Origin of the sequence: Mycobacterium sp. pW045 (genome assembly GCF_041287085.1) — a bacterium.
GTDB classification, from domain to species: domain Bacteria; phylum Actinomycetota; class Actinomycetes; order Mycobacteriales; family Mycobacteriaceae; genus Mycobacterium; species Mycobacterium algericum_A.
Window position 1 is genome coordinate 42,376 of record NZ_JBGGKU010000015.1, and the last position, 16,668, is coordinate 59,043.

The window sequence follows — 16,668 nt, forward strand, 5'->3', positions numbered from 1 at the left end:
AGGCCATTCTGGCAGGGCCGCTGTGTTACCGGTCGGGCAGGCGGACTTCCAGCGAATCGAGGATGGCCTGCTTGGCGGCGATGTAGTGCGGGTTGTCGGCGTCGGTGGTCTGGATGGTGATGGTGATCGCCCAGATCCGGTCCTTGGCGTTCTGCACCGCGACGATCAAGCCGGTCGCGGGCCGGCCCTGCAGGTTGTAGGTGATCGTTCTGCTGGCAAGACCCGACTTCGTTCCGGGGACGTCGGTGTCGAGTTCACCGACGACGTCGGTGACCGCGGCGCGCTCCTTGGCCAAGGCCTGCGACGGCAGTCCGACCTGGCCGGTCAGTTCCTCGCACGTCACCACCGCGTTCGGGGTGAAGCCATGCCGGCGCAGCTCCTGGTTGTAGAGCACGCCGCGGATGAGAGTTTCGTCGTTGCCCGGCATGAACTCCCAGCCCGGCGGCCGGGGGAGGGTGATCGTGGGTTCGTCGGGGTCGCGGGGATCCAAGGTGATCGATCCCTCGCCCGGAGGCTGGGCGGCGGGTTCCATGCCAGGTCCTTTCGGTACGTCAAGAACGAGAGCCAGGCCCGTAGACCTTGCGGAGATATACGCCGCCGAAGCTGAGGTAGGAAAAGATCGCCCCGGCGACGACCGCACCGATCAGGTCCGTCGTCTCGGAGTTCTTCATCGAGCTGTAGAACGCAATCGCCAGGAATGTGGCGGACACCATCGGCCCGACGACCCAGTAGAGCCACTTCGACCTTGCGTCCTTATGAGGGTCCACCGGAATCCCGATGAAAAGCATGACCAGCAGGGCGACCCCGATGAAGCCGTTCGCGTTACTGATAGTCGACCTCCTTACCGGTGGACAAGCTCAGCCGAAGAGGCTTCGCCAAACCCTCTGGGACACATCCGAAATGTCTTCGCCCATCCTCTTACCGATGTCGCTACCGATCATGCCGCCGACCAGCGCTCCAGCGCCGGCGCCGATGATGGTTCCGGGTCCCGGTGCGATCATGGTCCCGAGCCAGGCTCCCACTTCCGCGTCATATTGGCCTGCGAGGCCGCGCGGGCCTGGGCCAGCGCGGCGGCGATGGTCTCCAGATCGGCCGCGATCTGGCCGAGCTGGGCGTTGGTGGCGTGCAGGCCGTCTTTGACCCGCTGCACTTCGGCGCCGGCGTTGATGGGCTGTTCGCCGCTCTCGCGGTTGTACTGCTCGAAGTGGTGCTGGGCGGTCTGGAAGGTCTGCTCGGCGGCGGTGGCCGAGCCGGCGGCCTGGTGGAACGCCTGGGCCAGGAAGGCGATCTGGGTAGGGCTGCCGGCCTGCAGGCTGTCATCAACTGCCCACGGGTCACAGCCGGCATGAGCGATCAGCTCGGCGATCTGCAGGTGTTGCAGGCTCGGGCGGCTCACCGTCCGATGCCGGGCCCGGCGACGTTTCGCAGTTGCTCGGCGTTGTGATTGTCCATGCGGGTGAAGGCCGTGGCGGCGGTGCGCACGTTCTCGGCGATGCCGGTGAGGTTCTGGTGGTGATCGTGCAGCGCGTCGCGGTGGCCGTCCTTGGCGGTGCCCAGCGCGGTGTGGAAGCTGTGTGCCTCGTCGAAGTCGCCGAAAATGCCTGAGGTCACCCCGGTGGATCCCAGCCGCTGCGCACCGTTGCGGGCGTGGCCACCGGCGTCATCGGACACATTGGCCCCGGTGCGCAACGCTTGAGGGTCGACGTGCATCACCTACCGCCTTCCTGCCGCACCAACTCTGCAAAAGCGTAGCGAGCGGTGGGCAGGCGTCAATTCACCCCGTCGCTACACCAGCGGGCGGCCGGTGCGGATACGCCGGTCGACGTCCCACAGCAGCACATTGAACGGAAAGCCGCGCAGGAACTTCGGCAGCAGGTTGTTGACCCCTCGAATCACGCTCATCAACCGGTCGAACTGACGTTGCTTGTCGGCGTCCCATGGCAGCTGCATCTCGTCGCGGAAGCGCTGCGGCAGGAATCCGGTGGTGATCAACAGGGCGAGCCGTTCGTTCGCCCGCTGCAGCGGTCCCGGCAGGGTCATGCCCCGCAACCGGCTGGCCGCGATGGGCAGCAGATATTCGCGGACGGTGTCGTCGATGTGCACCTTGTCCAGTTGCTCCTGCCAATACCGGTCGAAGGCGGCCCGATCGGGCGGCCACATGTCCTCGGGGACCTGGAGCATGGTGGCCATCGCCTTGCCCTCGTTGTGGTAGTGCCGGTCGGCGTGCTCATCGTCCATCTCACCGAGGAAAATGCGGTGCACGTCGACGTTGCCCTTGTACAGGCAGGCGCCCACCCACAGCTGCAGATCGCGGTCGAAGGCGTTGTACTTCACCGGGCTGTCGGCCGTCGAGCGAACCTGGCGGTGCGCACTGTTGACCGCCTCGCGGAACGCGGTCTTCTGCTGGTCGCTGCCCTGGGTGGCGACGACCAAATAGGTGAACGTGGTGCGAGCCCGCTTGATCGGATGCAGGTCGACGCGCCCGCTTTCGACGCGGCTCTCCAGCACGCCGTAACCCACGCCGGGACGCGCGAGTTGCATGATCACGTTGGCGGGCCCGGCCAGCAGCGCCACACCCATCATCATGTTGTCGGTGCAGGAGATCTGCGGCAGCAACGACCGCCGCTGAGGTGCGGGTTGTGTACTCGTCGAATCGCTCACCGAACGCTCCACCAACGGGATCGGTTCGCTGATCGTCATGGCTTACACCCCTCGCAATTGTGAGAACATTGGTTTCCTGATATTGCCGAGCCCGGGGCCCGCTGTCAACATGGTGGGTGTGGGAAGTGTTGCGCCGGAGCGCCCGTACCGGGGGGTGCGGGCCGCAGACCGGTTGGCCGAACGCCGGGAACGGCTGCTGGTCGCCGGGCTCGATCTGCTCGGGGGCCGGGAGATGCCCGCATTGACCGTTCGTGCGGTGTGCCGCCGGGCGGGGGTGGCGTCCCGCTATTTCTACGAGAGTTTCACCGACAAGGACGAGTTCGTCGCGGCCGTCTTCGAGTGGGTGGTCAATGACCTGGCTGCCAGCACCCAGGACGCCGTGGCCGCGGCGCCTCCCGCCGAACAGACGCGCGCCGGCATGGCCCACCTGGTGGCGGCCATCGCCGGAGACGCCCGCGTCGGCAGGATCTTGTTCAGCACCCGGCTGACCAACGCGTTGCTGGTGCGTAAACGGGCGCAGTCGAGTGCGCTGTTCGCAATGCTGTCCGGCCGCCACGTCGAAAACGTGCTCCGGGTGCCGGGCAACGACCGGATCAAGGCGGCCGCCCATTTCGTGGTCGGCGGGGTAGCCCAGACGATCGGCGCCTGGCTGGCCGGTGACATACACCTGCAGCCCGATCAGCTCGTAGACCAGCTGACCGCGCTACTGGGCCAGCTCGACGACCCGGCGCTTTACCGCGACCAGCCGTGATCGGTCGACGCAGGCCCTAGCACCCTCAGCTGCGGGACTTGCGCTGTTTGCGCTTGATGCCCACTCCGCCCCACAGTGCGAAGCCGCGGATGCGCACCGTCGGGGCGCCCGGTGTGCCCCGGCCCTCAACACGCTGGTCGAAGCCGCCCATGACGCCATGCCCCTGGATGTCGACGTTGACTTCCGGCGGCAACAGAATGGTCTGCCCGCCCATGATCGAGTAGGCGTTGATCTCGACGTCGGGTGCGGTGAAGTCGGCGTAACGCAGGTCGACGACGCCGCCGCCCCACAGCGAGAACGTGGTCAGCCGTTTGGGTACGTTCCACCGCCCGCGCCGCTCGAATGAGCTCATGATCGCCAGCAGCAGTGTGGAGGGCGCGGGTTTGCAGTCGCCGCCGCGGTGCGGGCACACCGACGAACCCGGAAGGTCGGCACGCAGCCGGTCGAGCTCGTCGTAGGTCTGCGCTGCATAGGCCTTGGCCAGCCGGTCCTCATACTCGCTCATCGGCAGTTGGCCCTGCGCAGCGGCGTCACCGAGCAGCTGCGCCAGCTGGATCCGGTCGGTGTCCGCGGCACGCGAGGGCGTGCCGTGGGTCTCGTCGCTTCGCGGGGCTGAGTTTCTCATTGGCTAGACAGCCTACGACGAACTGATTTGCCACGAGCAGGGTTGCCCCAAAGTGGGTGTCAGCCGGCCCAGCTGGGGGGACGCTTCTGCAGGAAGGCCAGCATGCCTTCGCGGGCCTCCTCGGAGACGAACATCCGCGCTGAGGCGACGCTGAGCCGTTCGGCGTCCCGGTCGAATCCGGCCAGTACCGCCGCTGTGGTCAGCGCCTTGGAGGCCGCCAGCCCTTGCGGAGATCCGAGCCGCAGATCGGCGACCAGGCCCGCGACGGTCGCCTCCACATCCTCGGCGGCCAGTGTGACGAGCCCGATCTCCGCGGCTTCGACGGCGCCGAATTTCTCCCCGGTCAGGTAGTAGCGCGCCGCTGCCCGGGCCGACAGCTTCGGCAGCAGCGTCAGCGAGATGATCGACGGCGCCACGCCGATCCGGGCCTCGGTCAGTGCGAAGGTGCTGGCCGGCCCGGCGACCGCGATATCGCACGCGCCGACCAGCCCCATGCCGCCGGCGCGGACGTGGCCGTTGACCGCGGCGATCACCGGTCGCGGCGACTCGACGATCGCCCGCAGCAGCGCCGCCATCTCGCGGGCCCGGTCGGCCGCCAGCTCGCCCGGTCCAAGCGGCGGTCCCAGCTTCGCCTCTCCTGCGTCGAGCCTCGCTGAACCGCCGGGGTCACCCTCGCTGGCCTCGCTCAGATCCGCCCCGGCGCAGAACGTGTTGCCGGTGTGTCCGAGCACCACCACCCGCACGTTCGGGTCGGCCGCGGCGTCGCGCAGGCCGGCGTGCAGTTGGGCGACCAGCCGGCTCGACAGCGCGTTGCGGTTGTGCGGCGAATCCAGGGTCAGCCGGGCCGAGCCGTCTCCGGTGTCCTCGGGACCGGTGTAGGAAACCAGCGTGTCCATCAGTACGACCGGGGCAGGCCCAGCGACGTCTGGGCGACGAAGTTGAGGATCATCTCCCGGCTCACCGGCGCGATGCGGGCCAGCCGAGACGAGGTGATCGCGGCGGCGATGCCGTATTCCTTGGTCAGGCCGTTACCGCCGAGCGACTGCACCGCCTGGTCCACCGCCCGCGTCGACGCCTCGCCGGCGGCGTATTTGGCCATGTTGGCCGCTTCCGCGGCCCCGAAGTCGTCGCCGGCGTCGTACAACGTCGCCGCCTTCTGCATCATCAGCTTGGCCAACTGGATCTCGATGTGATTCTGAGCCAGCGGATGCGACAGGCCCTGGTGCGCGCCGATCGGGGTCTTCCACACCTGACGGGTGTTGACGTAGTCGACGGCCTTGCCGATCGCGAAGCGGCCCATGCCGACCGCGCTGGCCGCGCCCATGATGCGTTCGGGGTTCAGCCCGGCGAACAGTTGCGCGATGGCGGCGTCCTCGGAGCCCACCAGCGCGTCGGCCGGCAGCCGGACGTCGTCGAGGAACACCTGGAACTGGCGCTCCGGGCTGACCAACTCCATCTCGATCGGGGTGTAGGTCAGGCCCGGGGTGTCGGTGGGCACCACGAACAGCGCGGGCCGCAGGTTGCCGGTCTTGGCGTCTTCACTGCGGCCGACCACCAGCACCGCCTGCGCCTGGTCGATACCGGAGATGAAGGTCTTCTGGCCCTTGAGGATCCAGTCCGACCCGTCACGGCGCGCGGTGGTGGTGATCTTGTGCGAGTTCGACCCGGCGTCGGGCTCGGTGATGGCGAACGCCATCGTCAGCGATCCGTCGGCGATGCCGGGGATCCACCGCTTCTTCTGCTCGTCGGTGCCGAACTTGGAGATGATGGTGCCATTGATGGCCGGCGAGACGACCATCATCAGCAGCGCGCACCCGTTGGCCGACATCTCCTCCATGACCAGCGACAGCTCATACATACCGGCGCCCCCACCGCCGTACTCCTCGGGCAGGTTGACGCCGATGAAGCCGAGTTTGCCGGCCTCGTTCCACAGTTCGTCGGTGTGCTGCCCGGCGCGGGCCTTCTCCAGGTAGTAGTCCTGGCCGTAGTTCGAGGCCATCGCCGCGACGGCATCGCGCAGGGCGCGGCGTTCGTCGTTCTCGATGAAGCTGGTGTCGCTCATTCTGGGTCTCCTTCTGCTTGCTGTTCGACACGGGCCAGCACGGCACCGACCTCGACCTGGTCGCCGGGCTTGACGTCGAGTTGGGTGAGCACCCCGTCGGAGGGCGCGCTGATGGTGTGCTCCATCTTCATGGCTTCCAGCCAGATCAGCGGTTGGCCGGCGGTCACCGCATCACCCAGTTCGGCGCCCAGCCGGATCACGTTGCCCGGCATCGGTGCCAGCAGTGATCCCTGTTCGACAGCCGATTCGGGGTCCGGGAAGCGAGGCAACGCCACCAGATGCACGCCGCCGGCGGGGGAGTCGACGTAGACATCCTGGGAAGCCGAGTCGTAGCGGGCGACGGTGAACGTGCGGGCGACACCGGCCGCGTCGGCCAGCACCACTTCGTCGGGGCCGGCCGAGACCAGACTGACATCGCTGTCCTTGACGATCAATCCGGTTCGGGTGAAACGGTATTCGATCCGATGCTCGGTGCCGTCGTCGGCGGCGTAGCTCTTGGTCTGAAATCCCGACGGCAAGTTGCGCCAGCCGCCGGGAACGGAGCCGAACGCCTCGGCGGTGGCCCGGTTGTGCGCGGCGTCGGCCAGCGCGGCCGCGACCGCCGCGGTGCGCACCGCGGCCGTATCGGCCAGCGGCGCGGACAGTTCGGCCAATCCGTGGGTGTCGAAGAACGCCGTGTCGGTTGCCCCGTCCAGGAATGCCGGGTGGCGCAGCACGTTGACCAGCAGATCGCGGTTGGTGCGCAACCCGTGCAGTCGGGTTCGGGCCAGCGCGCTGCTTAGCACCGTGGCCGCCTGCCGGCGGGTCGGCGCGTAGCTGATCACCTTGGCCAGCATCGGGTCGTAGTGGATCGAGACGGTCGATCCGTCGACGACACCGGAGTCCAGCCGGATGCCGGTGTGTCGGCACAGCGAGCCGAACTGCGCCGCGACGCCGGGCACGTCGACGGCGTGCACCGTGCCGGCCTGCGGCTGCCAGCCGCTGCCCGGGTCCTCGGCGTAGAGCCGCACCTCGATCGAATGTCCTTGGGCCGCCGGTGGTTCGGGGTCGAGTCGGGCGCCGTCGGCCACCGCGATCTGCAGTTCGACCAGGTCGACGCCGGTGGTCTCCTCGGTGACCGGGTGCTCGACCTGCAGCCGGGTGTTCATCTCCAGGAAGTAGAACTCGCCTCGGGAGTCGGCCAGGAACTCCACCGTTCCGGCACCGGTGTAGCCGATCGCACTCGCCGCCAGCCGGGCGGCCTCGAAGAGTTTGGCGCGCATCCCGGGGGTGCGCTCCACCAGTGGGGAGGGGGCTTCCTCGATGACCTTCTGGTGACGGCGCTGAATCGAGCATTCCCGTTCACCGACTGCCCACACCGTGCCGTGCGCATCGGCCATCACCTGGACCTCGATGTGGTGGCCGGTCGGCAGGTAGCGCTCGCAGAACACCGTGGGGTCCCCGAATGCCGAGGCGGCCTCGCGCTGGGCGGCCGCGACCTCGTCGGCCAGGGCCGACAGTTCGGTGACCACCCGCATGCCGCGGCCGCCGCCGCCGGCGGAGGCCTTCACCAGCACCGGAAGTTGGTCGGCGGTGACCGATGCCGGGTCCAGTTCTTCCAGGACCGGCACGCCGGCGGCGGCCATCATCTTCTTCGACTCGATCTTGGAGCCCATCGAGGTCACCGCGGCCACCGGCGGCCCGATCCAGATCAGCCCGGCGTCCTGCACGGCGGCGGCGAAAGCGGCGTTCTCGGACAGGAATCCGTAGCCGGGGTGGATGGCGTCGGCCCCGGCGGCACGGGCCGCGTCGATGATCGCCTCGGCCGACAGGTAGGACATGGTCTGCGGCAGGCGCACTTTCGCGTCGGCTTCGGCGACGTGCGGCATGGCGGCGTCGGGGTCGGTGTAGACCGCGACGGTGCCCAGCCCCAACCGGCGGCAGGTGGCGAAGACCCTGCGGGCGATCTCGCCGCGATTGGCCACCAGGACATTGCTGATCATGGGAGTCCTCACATCCGGAAGACGCCGAAGTTCGACGTCCCCTCGACCGGGCCATTGGCAATGGCGGACAAACACATTCCCAGCACGGTGCGGGTGTCGCGCGGGTCGATCACCCCGTCGTCGTAGAGCCGGCCGGACAGGAACATCGGCAGCGACTCCGCCTCGATCTGGGCTTCGATCGCGGCCCGCAGCGCGGCATCGGCCGCCTCGTCCACCTGCTGGCCGCGGGCCTCGGCAGCGGCACGGCTCACGATCGAGATGACCCCGGCCAGCTGCGCGCCGCCCATCACCGCGGCTTTGGAGCTCGGCCAGGCGAACAGGAACCGCGGGTCGTAGGCCCGCCCGCACATGCCGTAATGCCCGGCGCCGTAGGAGGCTCCGATCAGCAGCGAGATGTGCGGCACCGTCGAGTTCGACACGGCGTTGATCATCATCGAGCCGTGCTTGATCATGCCGCCCTCCTCGTAGGCCTTGCCGACCATGTACCCGGTGGTGTTGTGCAGGAACAACAGTGGGGTGTCAGACCGGTTGGCCAGCTGGATGAACTGGGTGGCCTTCTGGGACTCCTCGCTGAACAGCACCCCACGCGCGTTGGCCAGGATGCCGATCGGATACCCGTGCAGCCGGGCCCAGCCGGTGACGAGCGACGAGCCGTACATGGCCTTGAACTCGTCGAAGTCCGAGCCGTCGACGATGCGGGCGATCACCTCCCGCGGATCGAACGGGATGCGCAGATCGGCCGGCACGATGCCGATCAACTCTTCGGCGTCGTACTTCGGCTCGATGACCGCAGCCGGCTTCGGACCCTGCTTGACCCAATTCAGCCGGGCCACGATCCGGCGGCCGATGCGCAGTGCGTCGAGCTCGTCTTTGGCGAAGTAGTCGCCCAGACCGGATGTGCGGGAGTGCATCTCGGCGCCACCGAGTGATTCGTCGTCGGACTCCTCGCCGGTGGCCATCTTCACCAGCGGCGGGCCGGCCAGAAACACCTTCGAACGTTCCCGGATCATCACCACGTGGTCGGACATGCCCGGCACATAGGCCCCGCCGGCAGTGGAGTTGCCGAACACCAGCGCGATGGTCGGGATGCCGGCGGCCGACAGCCGGGTCAGGTCGCGGAACATCTGACCGCCGGGGATGAAGACTTCCTTCTGGGTGGGCAGGTCCGCCCCGCCGGATTCCACCAGGGAGATCAGCGGAAGCCGGTTCTCGAAGGCGATCTGGTTGGCCCGCAGAATCTTTCGCAGCGTCCACGGGTTGGACGTGCCGCCTTTGACCGTCGGGTCGTTGGCGATGATCATGCACTCGACGCCACTGACCGCACCGATTCCGGTGACCACGCTGGCACCGACCTGGAAGTCGCTGCCCCAGGCGGCCAGCGGGCACAGCTCGAGGAACGGCGAGTCGGCGTCGATGAGCAGCTCGATGCGCTCTCGGGCGGTCAGCTTGCCCCGGGCGTGGTGCCGTTCGACGTACTTCGGTCCGCCGCCGGCGAGTGCCTTGGCGTGTTCGGCATCGATCTCGGCGAGCTTGTCGGTCAGCGCCGAGGCCGCCTCGACGTAGGCCGGGGAATTGGGGTCCAGGGTGGACTTCAAGGTCGTCACGATTGATATCCCAGGGTCTTGGCGGCCAGTGAGGTCAGGATCTCGGTGGTTCCGCCGCCGATGCCGATGATGCGCATGTCCCGATACTGACGCTCCACCTCCGATTCGGCCATGTAACCCATGCCGCCAAAGAGCTGCACCGCCTGGTGGGCTACCCATTCACCGGCCTCCACCGCGGTGTTCTTGGCGAAACACACCTCGGCGATGAGGTTGAACTCCCCGGCCAGTTGGCGCTCGACGACGTGGCGGGTGTAGACCCGGGCGACGTCGATCCGGCGGGCCATCTCGGCCAGGGTGTTCTGCACCGCCTGCCGCGAGATCAGCGGCCGGCCGAAGGTCTCCCGGTCCCGGCACCACGCCACGGTCAGGTCCAGGCAGCGCTGCGCGCTGGCGTACGCCTGCGCGGCCAGCCCGACCCGTTCGGAGACGAACGCGGCGGCGATCTGAGCGAATCCGGTGTTCTCGACGCCGACCAGATTGGCCACCGGCACCCGGGCGTCGACGTAGGACAGTTCGGCGGTGTCACTGGAGCGCCAGCCCATCTTGTCCAGCTTGCGCGAGACCTCAAATCCGGGGGTGCCCCTCTCGACCACCAGCAGCGACACCCCGGCCGCGCCGGGGCCGCCGGTGCGCACCGCGGTGACGACGTAGTCGGCGCGGACCGCGGAGGTGATGAAGGTCTTGGAGCCGTTGACCACGTAGTGATCGCCGTCCAGGCGCGCGGTGGTGCGCAGGTGCCCGACATCCGACCCGCCGCCGGGCTCGGTGATGGCCAGCGAGCCGATCTTCTCCCCGGCCAGGGTGGGGCGCACGAACTCCTCGATCAGCCTCGCGTCGCCCGAGGCGATCATGTGCGGCACCGCGATACCGCAGGTGAACAAGGAGGCGAACACGCCGCCGGGTGCTCCGGCCTGGTGCATCTCCTCACAGACGATTACCGCGTCGGCGCCGTCGCCGCCGCTGCCGCCGACCTCCTCGGGGAAGCCCGCGCCCAGCAAGCCGACCTCGGCGGCCTTGCGGTGCAGTTCGCGCGGCAGTTCGCCGCTGCGCTCCCACTCGTCGATGTGCGGGGAGATCTCGCGTTCGACGAAACCGCGCACGGTCTTGCGCAGCGCCTCACGCTCGGGGGTGGTCCAGATACTCACGGTGCCCTTTCTGACAGCAGCTGTTCGGGTATCTCGAGGTGACGGCTGCGCAGCCATTCGCCCAGCCCCTTGGCCTGCGGGTCGAACCGGGCCTGGTAGGCCACGCCTTGGCCGAGGATGTCCTCGATGACGAAGTTCACCGCGCGCAGCTTCGGCAGCAGATGCCGGGTGACCGGCAATTCGGCGGTTTCGGGCAGCAGCTTCTGCAACATCTCGGTGGTCAGTGTGTGCGCCAGCCAGCGCCACTGCTCGTCGGTGCGCACCCAGACCCCGACATTGGCGGAGCCGCCCTTGTCGCCGCTGCGGGCGCCGGCGATCAGTCCCAGCGGCGCGCGCCGGGTCGGCCCGGCCGGCAACGGCTCGGGCAGCGCCGGCTCGGCGGCGGGCGCCAGCTCGAGCGTTTCCGACGCGGCCGGGATGTCGACGCGGGTGCCGTCGGCGTGTACCGCGACGTGGGGCACCGCCGTGGCGTCGACGTAGCCGGGGGTGAACACACCGTAGACCTGGCCGTCACCGGGCGGGGCGGTGACGCAGAACCCCGGGTAGCTGGCCAGCGCGAGCTCGACGCCGGCCGCGGAGAACTTGCGGCCCACGTTGGCCGGGTCGGGGTCGCGCACCACGCAGTGCAGCAGGGCGCTGGCGGTCTCCTCGGTGTCGGCGTCGGGATGGTCGGTGCGGGCCAAGGTCCATTCCAGCTCGGCCGGACGCACTCGTAGCGCCGCCTCCAGCTGGGTGCGTACCAGCTCGGCCTTGGCCTCGATGTTCAGGCCGGTCAGTACGAACGTGGTGGAGTTGCGGAACCCACCGATGCTGTTGAGCGAGACCTTGTAGGTGGGTGGGGGCGGCTCGCCGGTCACGCCGGAGATGCGGACCCGGTCCGGGCCGTCGGGTGACAGCTCGATGCTGTCGATCCGGGCGGTGACGTCGGGGTTGGCGTATCGGGCCCCGGCGACCTCGTAGAGCAGCTGCGCGGTGACGGTGTCAACGCTGACCAGCCCGCCGGTGCCGGGATGCTTGGTGATCACCGATGACCCGTCGGCGTGGATCTCGGCGAGCGGGAAGCCGGCATGCAGCAGCTGCTCGGTGGGAATCTCGGTGAAGAACGCGTAGTTCCCGCCGCTGGCCTGGATGCCGCATTCGGTGACGTGACCGGCCACCACCGCGCCGGCGAGCCGGTCATAGTCGGTGCGGGCCCAGCCGAAGTGCGCGGCGGCGGGCCCGACGGTCAGCGAGGCGTCGGTGACCCGCCCGGTGATCACCACGTCCGCGCCGCCGGCCAGGCACTCGGCGATGCCCCAGCCGCCCAGGTAGGCGTTGGCGGTCAGCGGAGTGCCCAGCCCGAGCTCGGTGGCGCGGGTGAGCAGGTCGTCGCCTTCGACGTGGGCCACCCGCGCCGGGATGCCGAGCCGGTCGGACAGTTCCCGCACCGCGTCGGCCAGGCCGGCCGGATTGAGCCCGCCGGCGTTGGCCACGATGCGAACGCCCTGGTCACGGGCAAGGCCGAGGCATTGTTCGAGCTGGGTCAGGAAGGTCTTGGCATACCCGCGTTCCGGATGCTTCATCCGATCGCGCCCCAGAATCAGCATGGTCAGCTCGGCCAGGTAGTCGCCGGTGAGGTAGTCCAGGTCGCCCCCGGTGAGCATTTCGTGCATCGCCGCGTGCCGGTCGCCGTAGAAGCCTGAGCAGTTACCGATTCGAACCGCTGCTGTCATGCGCAATCCCATCACTCAACCAACCGGTAGGTTAGCCGGTACCGCTGGTGTCGCGTCAAGGCGGCCGCCCCGGTGGGGGTCGGCGGCGCCCCCTGCGGCGGTTCCAGGTTCGCCTCTCCTCCGTCGAGCCTGGCAGTGCCATTTTGGAGCCGACACAGATTAGGCGCTATTCTTTTGCAGAAGTCCCGCTATCGGTATCTGCCTGGTATCTGGCGGCAAACCGCACGATTTTTGAGGAGATGCTCGACCATGGCCGTGCCGAAGCGCAGGATGTCGCGCGCGAACACCCGTTCCCGCCGCGCGCAGTGGAAGGCCGAGGCAACCGGCCTGGTCAACGTGTCGGTCGCCGGCCGCGCGCACAAAGTGCCGCGCCGACTTCTCAAGGCCGCTCGACTGGGCCTCATTGATCTCGACCGTCGCTAATAGGGCTCCGACACGACCGGCGCCTGACGCTCCAGCTCGCCCTTCGATGATTGGATAGCACACATGGCTACCCGGGTACTGGTTGTTGATGATGACCGCGCGGTGCGTGAGTCGCTGCGCAGGTCCCTGTCGTTCAATGGTTATTCCGTCTCGTTGGCCACCGACGGCGTCGAGGCACTTGAGGCGATCAGTAACGAACGGCCCGATGCGATGATCCTGGACGTCATGATGCCGCGGCTGGACGGTCTGGAGGTCTGCCGTCAGCTGCGCAGCACCGGTGACGACCTGCCGATTCTGGTGTTGACCGCCCGCGACTCGGTTTCCGAGCGGGTGGCGGGGCTGGACGCCGGCGCCGACGACTACCTGCCGAAGCCGTTCGCCCTGGAGGAACTGCTGGCGCGGATGCGGGCGTTGCTGCGCCGCACCACCGCCGAGGACCTGTCCGAATCGGTGGCGATGTCGTTCGAGGACCTGACGCTGGATCCGGTGACCCGCGAGGTCACCCGCGGTGACCGGCAGATCAGCCTCACCCGAACCGAATTCGCGTTGTTGGAGATGTTGATCGCCAATCCGCGCCGCGTGCTCACCCGCAGTCGCATTCTCGAGGAGGTGTGGGGCTTCGACTTCCCCACCTCGGGCAATGCGCTGGAGGTCTACATCGGGTACCTGCGTCGCAAGACTGAAGCCGAAGGGGAGCCGCGGCTGATCTACACCGTGCGCGGGGTGGGTTACGTGCTTCGCGAGACACCACCCTGATGCAGTTTTTCCACCGGCGGCAGGACGGCGCTTCGGCGCAGAGCACATCCCTGTCGCTGCGCTGGCGGGTGATGCTGCTGGCGATGTCGATGGTGGCGCTGGTGGTGGTGTTGATGGCGGTCGCCGTCTACGCGGTGATCTCGGCGGCGCTCTACAACGACATCGACAATCAACTGCAGAGTCGCACCGAGATGTTGATCGCCAGCGGTTCGCTGGCCGCCGATCCGCGCAAGGCGATCGAGGGCACCGCCTACTCCGACGTCAACGCCATGCTGGTCAATCCCGGCCGGTCGATCTACACCGCCAATCAGCCCGGCCAGCGGCTGCCGGTCGGGCAGCAGGAGAAGGCCGTCATCCGTGGCGAACTATTCCTGTCGCGCCGCACCGCGGCCGGCCAGCGGGTGCTGGCGGTGCACCTGCCCAACGGCAGCACGCTGTTGATCTCCAAGAGCCTGGCGCCCACCCGCGCGGTGACCATGAAGCTGCGCTGGGTGCTACTGGTCGTCGGTGGGGTCGGCGTGGTGGTGGCCGCCATCGCCGGCGGAATGGTCACCCGGACCGGCCTGCGGCCCGTGGGCCGGCTGACCGAGGCGGCCGAACGGGTCGCGCGCACCGATGATCTGCGGCCCATCCCGGTCTACGGCAGCGACGAATTGGCCCGGCTCACCGAGGCGTTCAACGCGATGCTGCGCGCGTTGGCCGAATCGCGCGAACGACAGGCGCGGCTGGTCGCCGATGCCGGTCACGAACTCAAGACCCCGCTGACGTCGTTGCGCACCAACGTCGAACTGCTGATGGCCTCCGCGGCGCCGGGCGCACCCCAGCTGCCGGAGGAGGAGATGGCGGATCTGCGCGCCGACGCAATCGGCCAGATCGAGGAATTGTCCACGCTGGTAGGCGATTTGGTGGATCTGACCCGCGATGACCGGCGCGAGGCGGCGTTCGAGCAGGTCGATCTCACCGAGGTCGTCGACCGCAGCATGGAGCGGGTGAGGCGGCGCCGCAACGACATCGAGTTCGACATCCAGGTGGTTCCATGGCAGGTGTACGGCGACGCCGCGGGCCTGTCGCGAGCGGTGCTCAACATGCTCGACAACGCCGCCAAGTGGAGCCCGTCCGGCGGGGTCGTCAGGCTGCGGATGCGTCAGCTCGACCCGGCGCACGTTGAGATGGTGGTCTCTGACGAGGGGCCCGGAATCCCGGAGAGCGAGCGGGAATTGGTGTTCGAACGCTTCTTCCGGTCGGACCAGGCGCGTGCGATGCCAGGGTCCGGACTGGGCCTGGCGATCGTCAAACAGGTGGTGCTCAAGCACGGTGGGGCGATCACCATCGAGGACACCCATCCGGGAGCTGAGTCGCCCGGGACATCGATCCGGATGGTGCTGCCCGGCGGCGCCACCTCCGCCGGTGAGCGGCCGACCCCGGCGGTCACAGGCGCTTCTCAGTCCACGTAGGCATGGTGGTGAGGCAACTTCGCTTCTTTAGGAGTAGGCAACAGACATGACGAACTACCCCGGGTACCCGCCGTCGCACCAGCAGCCGGATCGGTCCCACTCGACCGGTGCGCCGGGTGCGCAGCAACACGGTCGGGCCGGATACCCCGCCGGGGGCGCGCAGGGCCCGTACTCCCAGGCGTACGACTGGCGCTACGCCCAGCAGGCCCAGCAGCAGTACCGCTCCGCCTACGGCAACTCCTACGGTCGGCCGCCGGTCCCGGGCCCGGGCGGGCCTGCGAAGCGCCCCCGCGCCGGGGCGCTGGTGGCGGGCGCGGCGGCCATCGCTGTGGTGTCGGGCGTGACCGGCGGCGTGGTGGGTTCGGCGCTGCATTCCGATCACAAGCAGGTGGCCGGTGGCGGCCACACAACGAGCTTGCAGTCGCCGGGCCTGCCCGCGGCGGTGACCCTGCCGGACGGCTCGGTGGAGAAGGTCGCGGCCAAAGTGGTGCCCAGCGTCGTCATGCTGGAGACCGATCTGGGACGTCAGTCCGAGGAGGGCTCGGGCATCATCTTGTCGGCAGACGGGATGATCCTGACCAACAACCACGTGGTGGCCGCCGCGGCCAAGGCGGATGCGATGTCCAAGGCGCCGCCGAAGACCACCGTGACGTTCGCCGACGGACGCACCGCGCCGTTCAGCGTGGTCGGGACGGATCCGGCCAGCGACATCGCGGTGGTGCGGGTGCAGGGTGTCTCCGACCTGACCCCGATCACGCTCGGTTCCTCGGCGGACCTGCGGGTAGGTCAGCACGTGGTGGCGGTCGGATCGCCGCTGGGCCTGGAGGGCACCGTGACGACCGGGATCGTCAGCGCCCTCAACCGGCCCGTGTCCACCAGCGGTGAGGCGGGCAACCAGAACACCGTGCTGGATGCGATCCAGACCGATGCCGCCATCAACCCGGGCAACTCGGGCGGCGCCCTGGTCAACATGAATGGCGACCTGGTCGGCATCAACTCCGCGATCGCGACGATGGGCGGGGACGCCGCCGAAGCCCAGAGCGGGTCCATCGGCCTGGGCTTCGCGATCCCGGTCGACCAGGCCAAACGGATCGCCGACGAACTCATCAACTCGCCCGATCACACCGCGTCGCACGCCTCGCTGGGGGTGCGGGTCACCAGCGAGCGCAGCCTGCACGGCGCCAAGGTGGTCGAGGTGGTGCCCGGTGAGCCGGCGTCGAAAGCCGGTCTGCCGGAAGGCGTCACCGTGACGGCGTTCGACAAGCGCCCCATCGGCAGCGCCGACGCCCTGGTCGCCGCCGTGCGGTCCAAGGCCCCCGGTGACCAGGTGACGCTGACCTATCTGGATGCCAGCGGGGCGTCCAAGACCGTGCAGGTCACCCTCGGTAAAGCCCAGCAGTGACGGACTGGAGAGTGCGGCGGTCCCAGTTTCGGCTCTGCTTCGTCGAGCCTCGCTGAACCGCGGTGTTGATGCGGCGGTCCCAGTTTCGGCT

At 68.5% G+C, this 16,668-nt stretch carries 18 protein-coding genes; 5 read left to right on the forward strand and 13 right to left on the reverse strand.

The features are described 5' to 3' along the window. Positions 1–25 precede the first annotated feature (25 nt). The 6 genes from ACAG20_RS20010 to ACAG20_RS20035 all read right to left on the reverse strand — a co-directional run bounded on the left by ACAG20_RS20010 (position 26) and on the right by ACAG20_RS20035 (position 2,700). Positions 26–532 (reverse strand): LpqN/LpqT family lipoprotein, encoded by a 507-nt coding sequence (locus tag ACAG20_RS20010; RefSeq protein ID WP_370493838.1) that lies wholly within the window; start codon positions 530–532, stop codon positions 26–28. Positions 533–551: 19 nt separating this feature from the next. Beyond that, positions 552–788, reverse strand: a complete 237-nt coding sequence (locus tag ACAG20_RS20015) for a hypothetical protein (RefSeq protein ID WP_112683350.1) — start codon at positions 786–788, stop codon at positions 552–554. Between the two features lie 69 nt (positions 789–857). Continuing rightward, positions 858–1,001, reverse strand: a complete 144-nt coding sequence (locus ACAG20_RS20020; protein ID WP_370493839.1) for a glycine zipper domain-containing protein — start codon at positions 999–1,001, stop codon at positions 858–860. Further along, on the reverse strand, positions 998–1,396 hold the full coding sequence (locus ACAG20_RS20025; protein WP_370493840.1) for a hypothetical protein: 399 nt from the start codon (positions 1,394–1,396) through the stop codon (positions 998–1,000). Before ACAG20_RS20025 ends, ACAG20_RS20020 begins: the two co-directional genes overlap by 4 nt. Then, the gene (locus ACAG20_RS20030) at positions 1,393–1,710 is read right to left on the reverse strand and encodes a DUF2563 family protein (RefSeq protein ID WP_370493841.1); all 318 of its coding nucleotides are present in this window, start codon (positions 1,708–1,710) and stop codon (positions 1,393–1,395) included. The genes ACAG20_RS20025 and ACAG20_RS20030 overlap by 4 nt, the downstream gene beginning before the upstream one ends. 75 nt (positions 1,711–1,785) lie before the next feature. After that, positions 1,786–2,700: an oxygenase MpaB family protein gene (locus ACAG20_RS20035; protein ID WP_370493842.1), complete on the reverse strand. Its 915-nt coding sequence runs from the start codon at positions 2,698–2,700 to the stop codon at positions 1,786–1,788. Positions 2,701–2,770: 70 nt separating this feature from the next. On the opposite strand from ACAG20_RS20035, the gene ACAG20_RS20040 reads away from it, so the two are divergent. Then, positions 2,771–3,412: a TetR/AcrR family transcriptional regulator gene (locus ACAG20_RS20040; RefSeq protein WP_112683347.1), complete on the forward strand. Its 642-nt coding sequence runs from the start codon at positions 2,771–2,773 to the stop codon at positions 3,410–3,412. A gap of 25 nt (positions 3,413–3,437) precedes the next feature. On the opposite strand, the gene ACAG20_RS20045 is transcribed toward ACAG20_RS20040, so the two are convergent. The 7 genes from ACAG20_RS20045 to ACAG20_RS20075 are packed head-to-tail and all read right to left on the reverse strand — an operon-like array spanning position 3,438 to position 12,542. Further along, a complete protein-coding gene (locus ACAG20_RS20045) occupies positions 3,438–4,037 on the reverse strand; it encodes a DUF1707 domain-containing protein (RefSeq protein WP_112683346.1) in 600 nt (199 codons plus the stop codon). 59 nt (positions 4,038–4,096) lie between these two features. Next, entirely contained in the window at positions 4,097–4,933 is an 837-nt protein-coding gene (locus ACAG20_RS20050) for an enoyl-CoA hydratase family protein (RefSeq protein ID WP_370493843.1), read from the reverse strand. Then, positions 4,933–6,099 carry an acyl-CoA dehydrogenase family protein gene (locus ACAG20_RS20055; RefSeq protein WP_112689024.1) on the reverse strand — a complete coding sequence of 389 codons (1,167 nt, stop codon included), beginning with the start codon at positions 6,097–6,099 and terminating at the stop codon, positions 4,933–4,935. The genes ACAG20_RS20050 and ACAG20_RS20055 overlap by 1 nt, the downstream gene beginning before the upstream one ends. Further along, positions 6,096–8,081: a biotin carboxylase N-terminal domain-containing protein gene (locus ACAG20_RS20060; protein ID WP_370493844.1), complete on the reverse strand. Its 1,986-nt coding sequence runs from the start codon at positions 8,079–8,081 to the stop codon at positions 6,096–6,098. Before ACAG20_RS20060 ends, ACAG20_RS20055 begins: the two co-directional genes overlap by 4 nt. Positions 8,082–8,089: 8 nt before the next feature. Continuing rightward, entirely contained in the window at positions 8,090–9,685 is a 1,596-nt protein-coding gene (locus tag ACAG20_RS20065; protein WP_370493845.1) for an acyl-CoA carboxylase subunit beta, read from the reverse strand. Further along, the gene (locus ACAG20_RS20070; RefSeq protein WP_112689018.1) at positions 9,682–10,830 is read right to left on the reverse strand and encodes an acyl-CoA dehydrogenase family protein; all 1,149 of its coding nucleotides are present in this window, start codon (positions 10,828–10,830) and stop codon (positions 9,682–9,684) included. The genes ACAG20_RS20065 and ACAG20_RS20070 overlap by 4 nt, the downstream gene beginning before the upstream one ends. After that, a complete protein-coding gene (locus ACAG20_RS20075) occupies positions 10,827–12,542 on the reverse strand; it encodes an acyclic terpene utilization AtuA family protein (RefSeq protein WP_370493846.1) in 1,716 nt (571 codons plus the stop codon). The genes ACAG20_RS20070 and ACAG20_RS20075 overlap by 4 nt, the downstream gene beginning before the upstream one ends. 249 nt (positions 12,543–12,791) lie before the next feature. Here ACAG20_RS20075 and rpmF point away from each other — a divergent pair, with 249 nt between their 5' ends. The 4 genes from rpmF (at position 12,792) to ACAG20_RS20095 (ending at position 16,577) form a co-directional block, all read left to right on the forward strand. Next, positions 12,792–12,965: a 50S ribosomal protein L32 gene (gene rpmF / locus ACAG20_RS20080; protein ID WP_013827873.1), complete on the forward strand. Its 174-nt coding sequence runs from the start codon at positions 12,792–12,794 to the stop codon at positions 12,963–12,965. Between the two features lie 63 nt (positions 12,966–13,028). Continuing rightward, positions 13,029–13,721: a response regulator transcription factor gene (locus ACAG20_RS20085; RefSeq protein WP_013827874.1), complete on the forward strand. Its 693-nt coding sequence runs from the start codon at positions 13,029–13,031 to the stop codon at positions 13,719–13,721. Continuing rightward, a complete protein-coding gene (locus ACAG20_RS20090) occupies positions 13,721–15,175 on the forward strand; it encodes a HAMP domain-containing sensor histidine kinase (RefSeq protein ID WP_112686480.1) in 1,455 nt (484 codons plus the stop codon). The genes ACAG20_RS20085 and ACAG20_RS20090 overlap by 1 nt, the downstream gene beginning before the upstream one ends. A 46-nt stretch (positions 15,176–15,221) precedes the next feature. Then, the gene (locus ACAG20_RS20095) at positions 15,222–16,577 is read left to right on the forward strand and encodes a S1C family serine protease (protein WP_112686478.1); all 1,356 of its coding nucleotides are present in this window, start codon (positions 15,222–15,224) and stop codon (positions 16,575–16,577) included. Positions 16,578–16,668: the final 91 nt, after the last annotated feature.

Bases quoted from the DNA above. Each gene is read 5' to 3' on its own strand.
- ACAG20_RS20035 (WP_370493842.1), bottom strand. From the start codon at position 2,700: ATGACGATCAGCGAACCGATCCCGTTGGTGGAGCGTTCGGTGAGCGAT.
- ACAG20_RS20040 (WP_112683347.1), top strand. From the start codon at position 2,771: ATGGTGGGTGTGGGAAGTGTTGCGCCGGAGCGCCCGTACCGGGGGGTG.
- ACAG20_RS20095 (WP_112686478.1), top strand. From the start codon at position 15,222: ATGACGAACTACCCCGGGTACCCGCCGTCGCACCAGCAGCCGGATCGG.
- ACAG20_RS20055 (WP_112689024.1), bottom strand. From the start codon at position 6,099: ATGAGCGACACCAGCTTCATCGAGAACGACGAACGCCGCGCCCTGCGC.
- ACAG20_RS20015 (WP_112683350.1), bottom strand. From the start codon at position 788: ATGCTTTTCATCGGGATTCCGGTGGACCCTCATAAGGACGCAAGGTCG.
- ACAG20_RS20085 (WP_013827874.1), top strand. From the start codon at position 13,029: ATGGCTACCCGGGTACTGGTTGTTGATGATGACCGCGCGGTGCGTGAG.
- ACAG20_RS20020 (WP_370493839.1), bottom strand. From the start codon at position 1,001: ATGATCGCACCGGGACCCGGAACCATCATCGGCGCCGGCGCTGGAGCG.
- ACAG20_RS20060 (WP_370493844.1), bottom strand. From the start codon at position 8,081: ATGATCAGCAATGTCCTGGTGGCCAATCGCGGCGAGATCGCCCGCAGG.
- rpmF (WP_013827873.1), top strand. From the start codon at position 12,792: ATGGCCGTGCCGAAGCGCAGGATGTCGCGCGCGAACACCCGTTCCCGC.
- ACAG20_RS20075 (WP_370493846.1), bottom strand. From the start codon at position 12,542: ATGACAGCAGCGGTTCGAATCGGTAACTGCTCAGGCTTCTACGGCGAC.
- ACAG20_RS20010 (WP_370493838.1), bottom strand. From the start codon at position 532: ATGGAACCCGCCGCCCAGCCTCCGGGCGAGGGATCGATCACCTTGGAT.
- ACAG20_RS20045 (WP_112683346.1), bottom strand. From the start codon at position 4,037: ATGAGAAACTCAGCCCCGCGAAGCGACGAGACCCACGGCACGCCCTCG.
- ACAG20_RS20090 (WP_112686480.1), top strand. From the start codon at position 13,721: ATGCAGTTTTTCCACCGGCGGCAGGACGGCGCTTCGGCGCAGAGCACA.
- ACAG20_RS20030 (WP_370493841.1), bottom strand. From the start codon at position 1,710: ATGCACGTCGACCCTCAAGCGTTGCGCACCGGGGCCAATGTGTCCGAT.
- ACAG20_RS20050 (WP_370493843.1), bottom strand. From the start codon at position 4,933: ATGGACACGCTGGTTTCCTACACCGGTCCCGAGGACACCGGAGACGGC.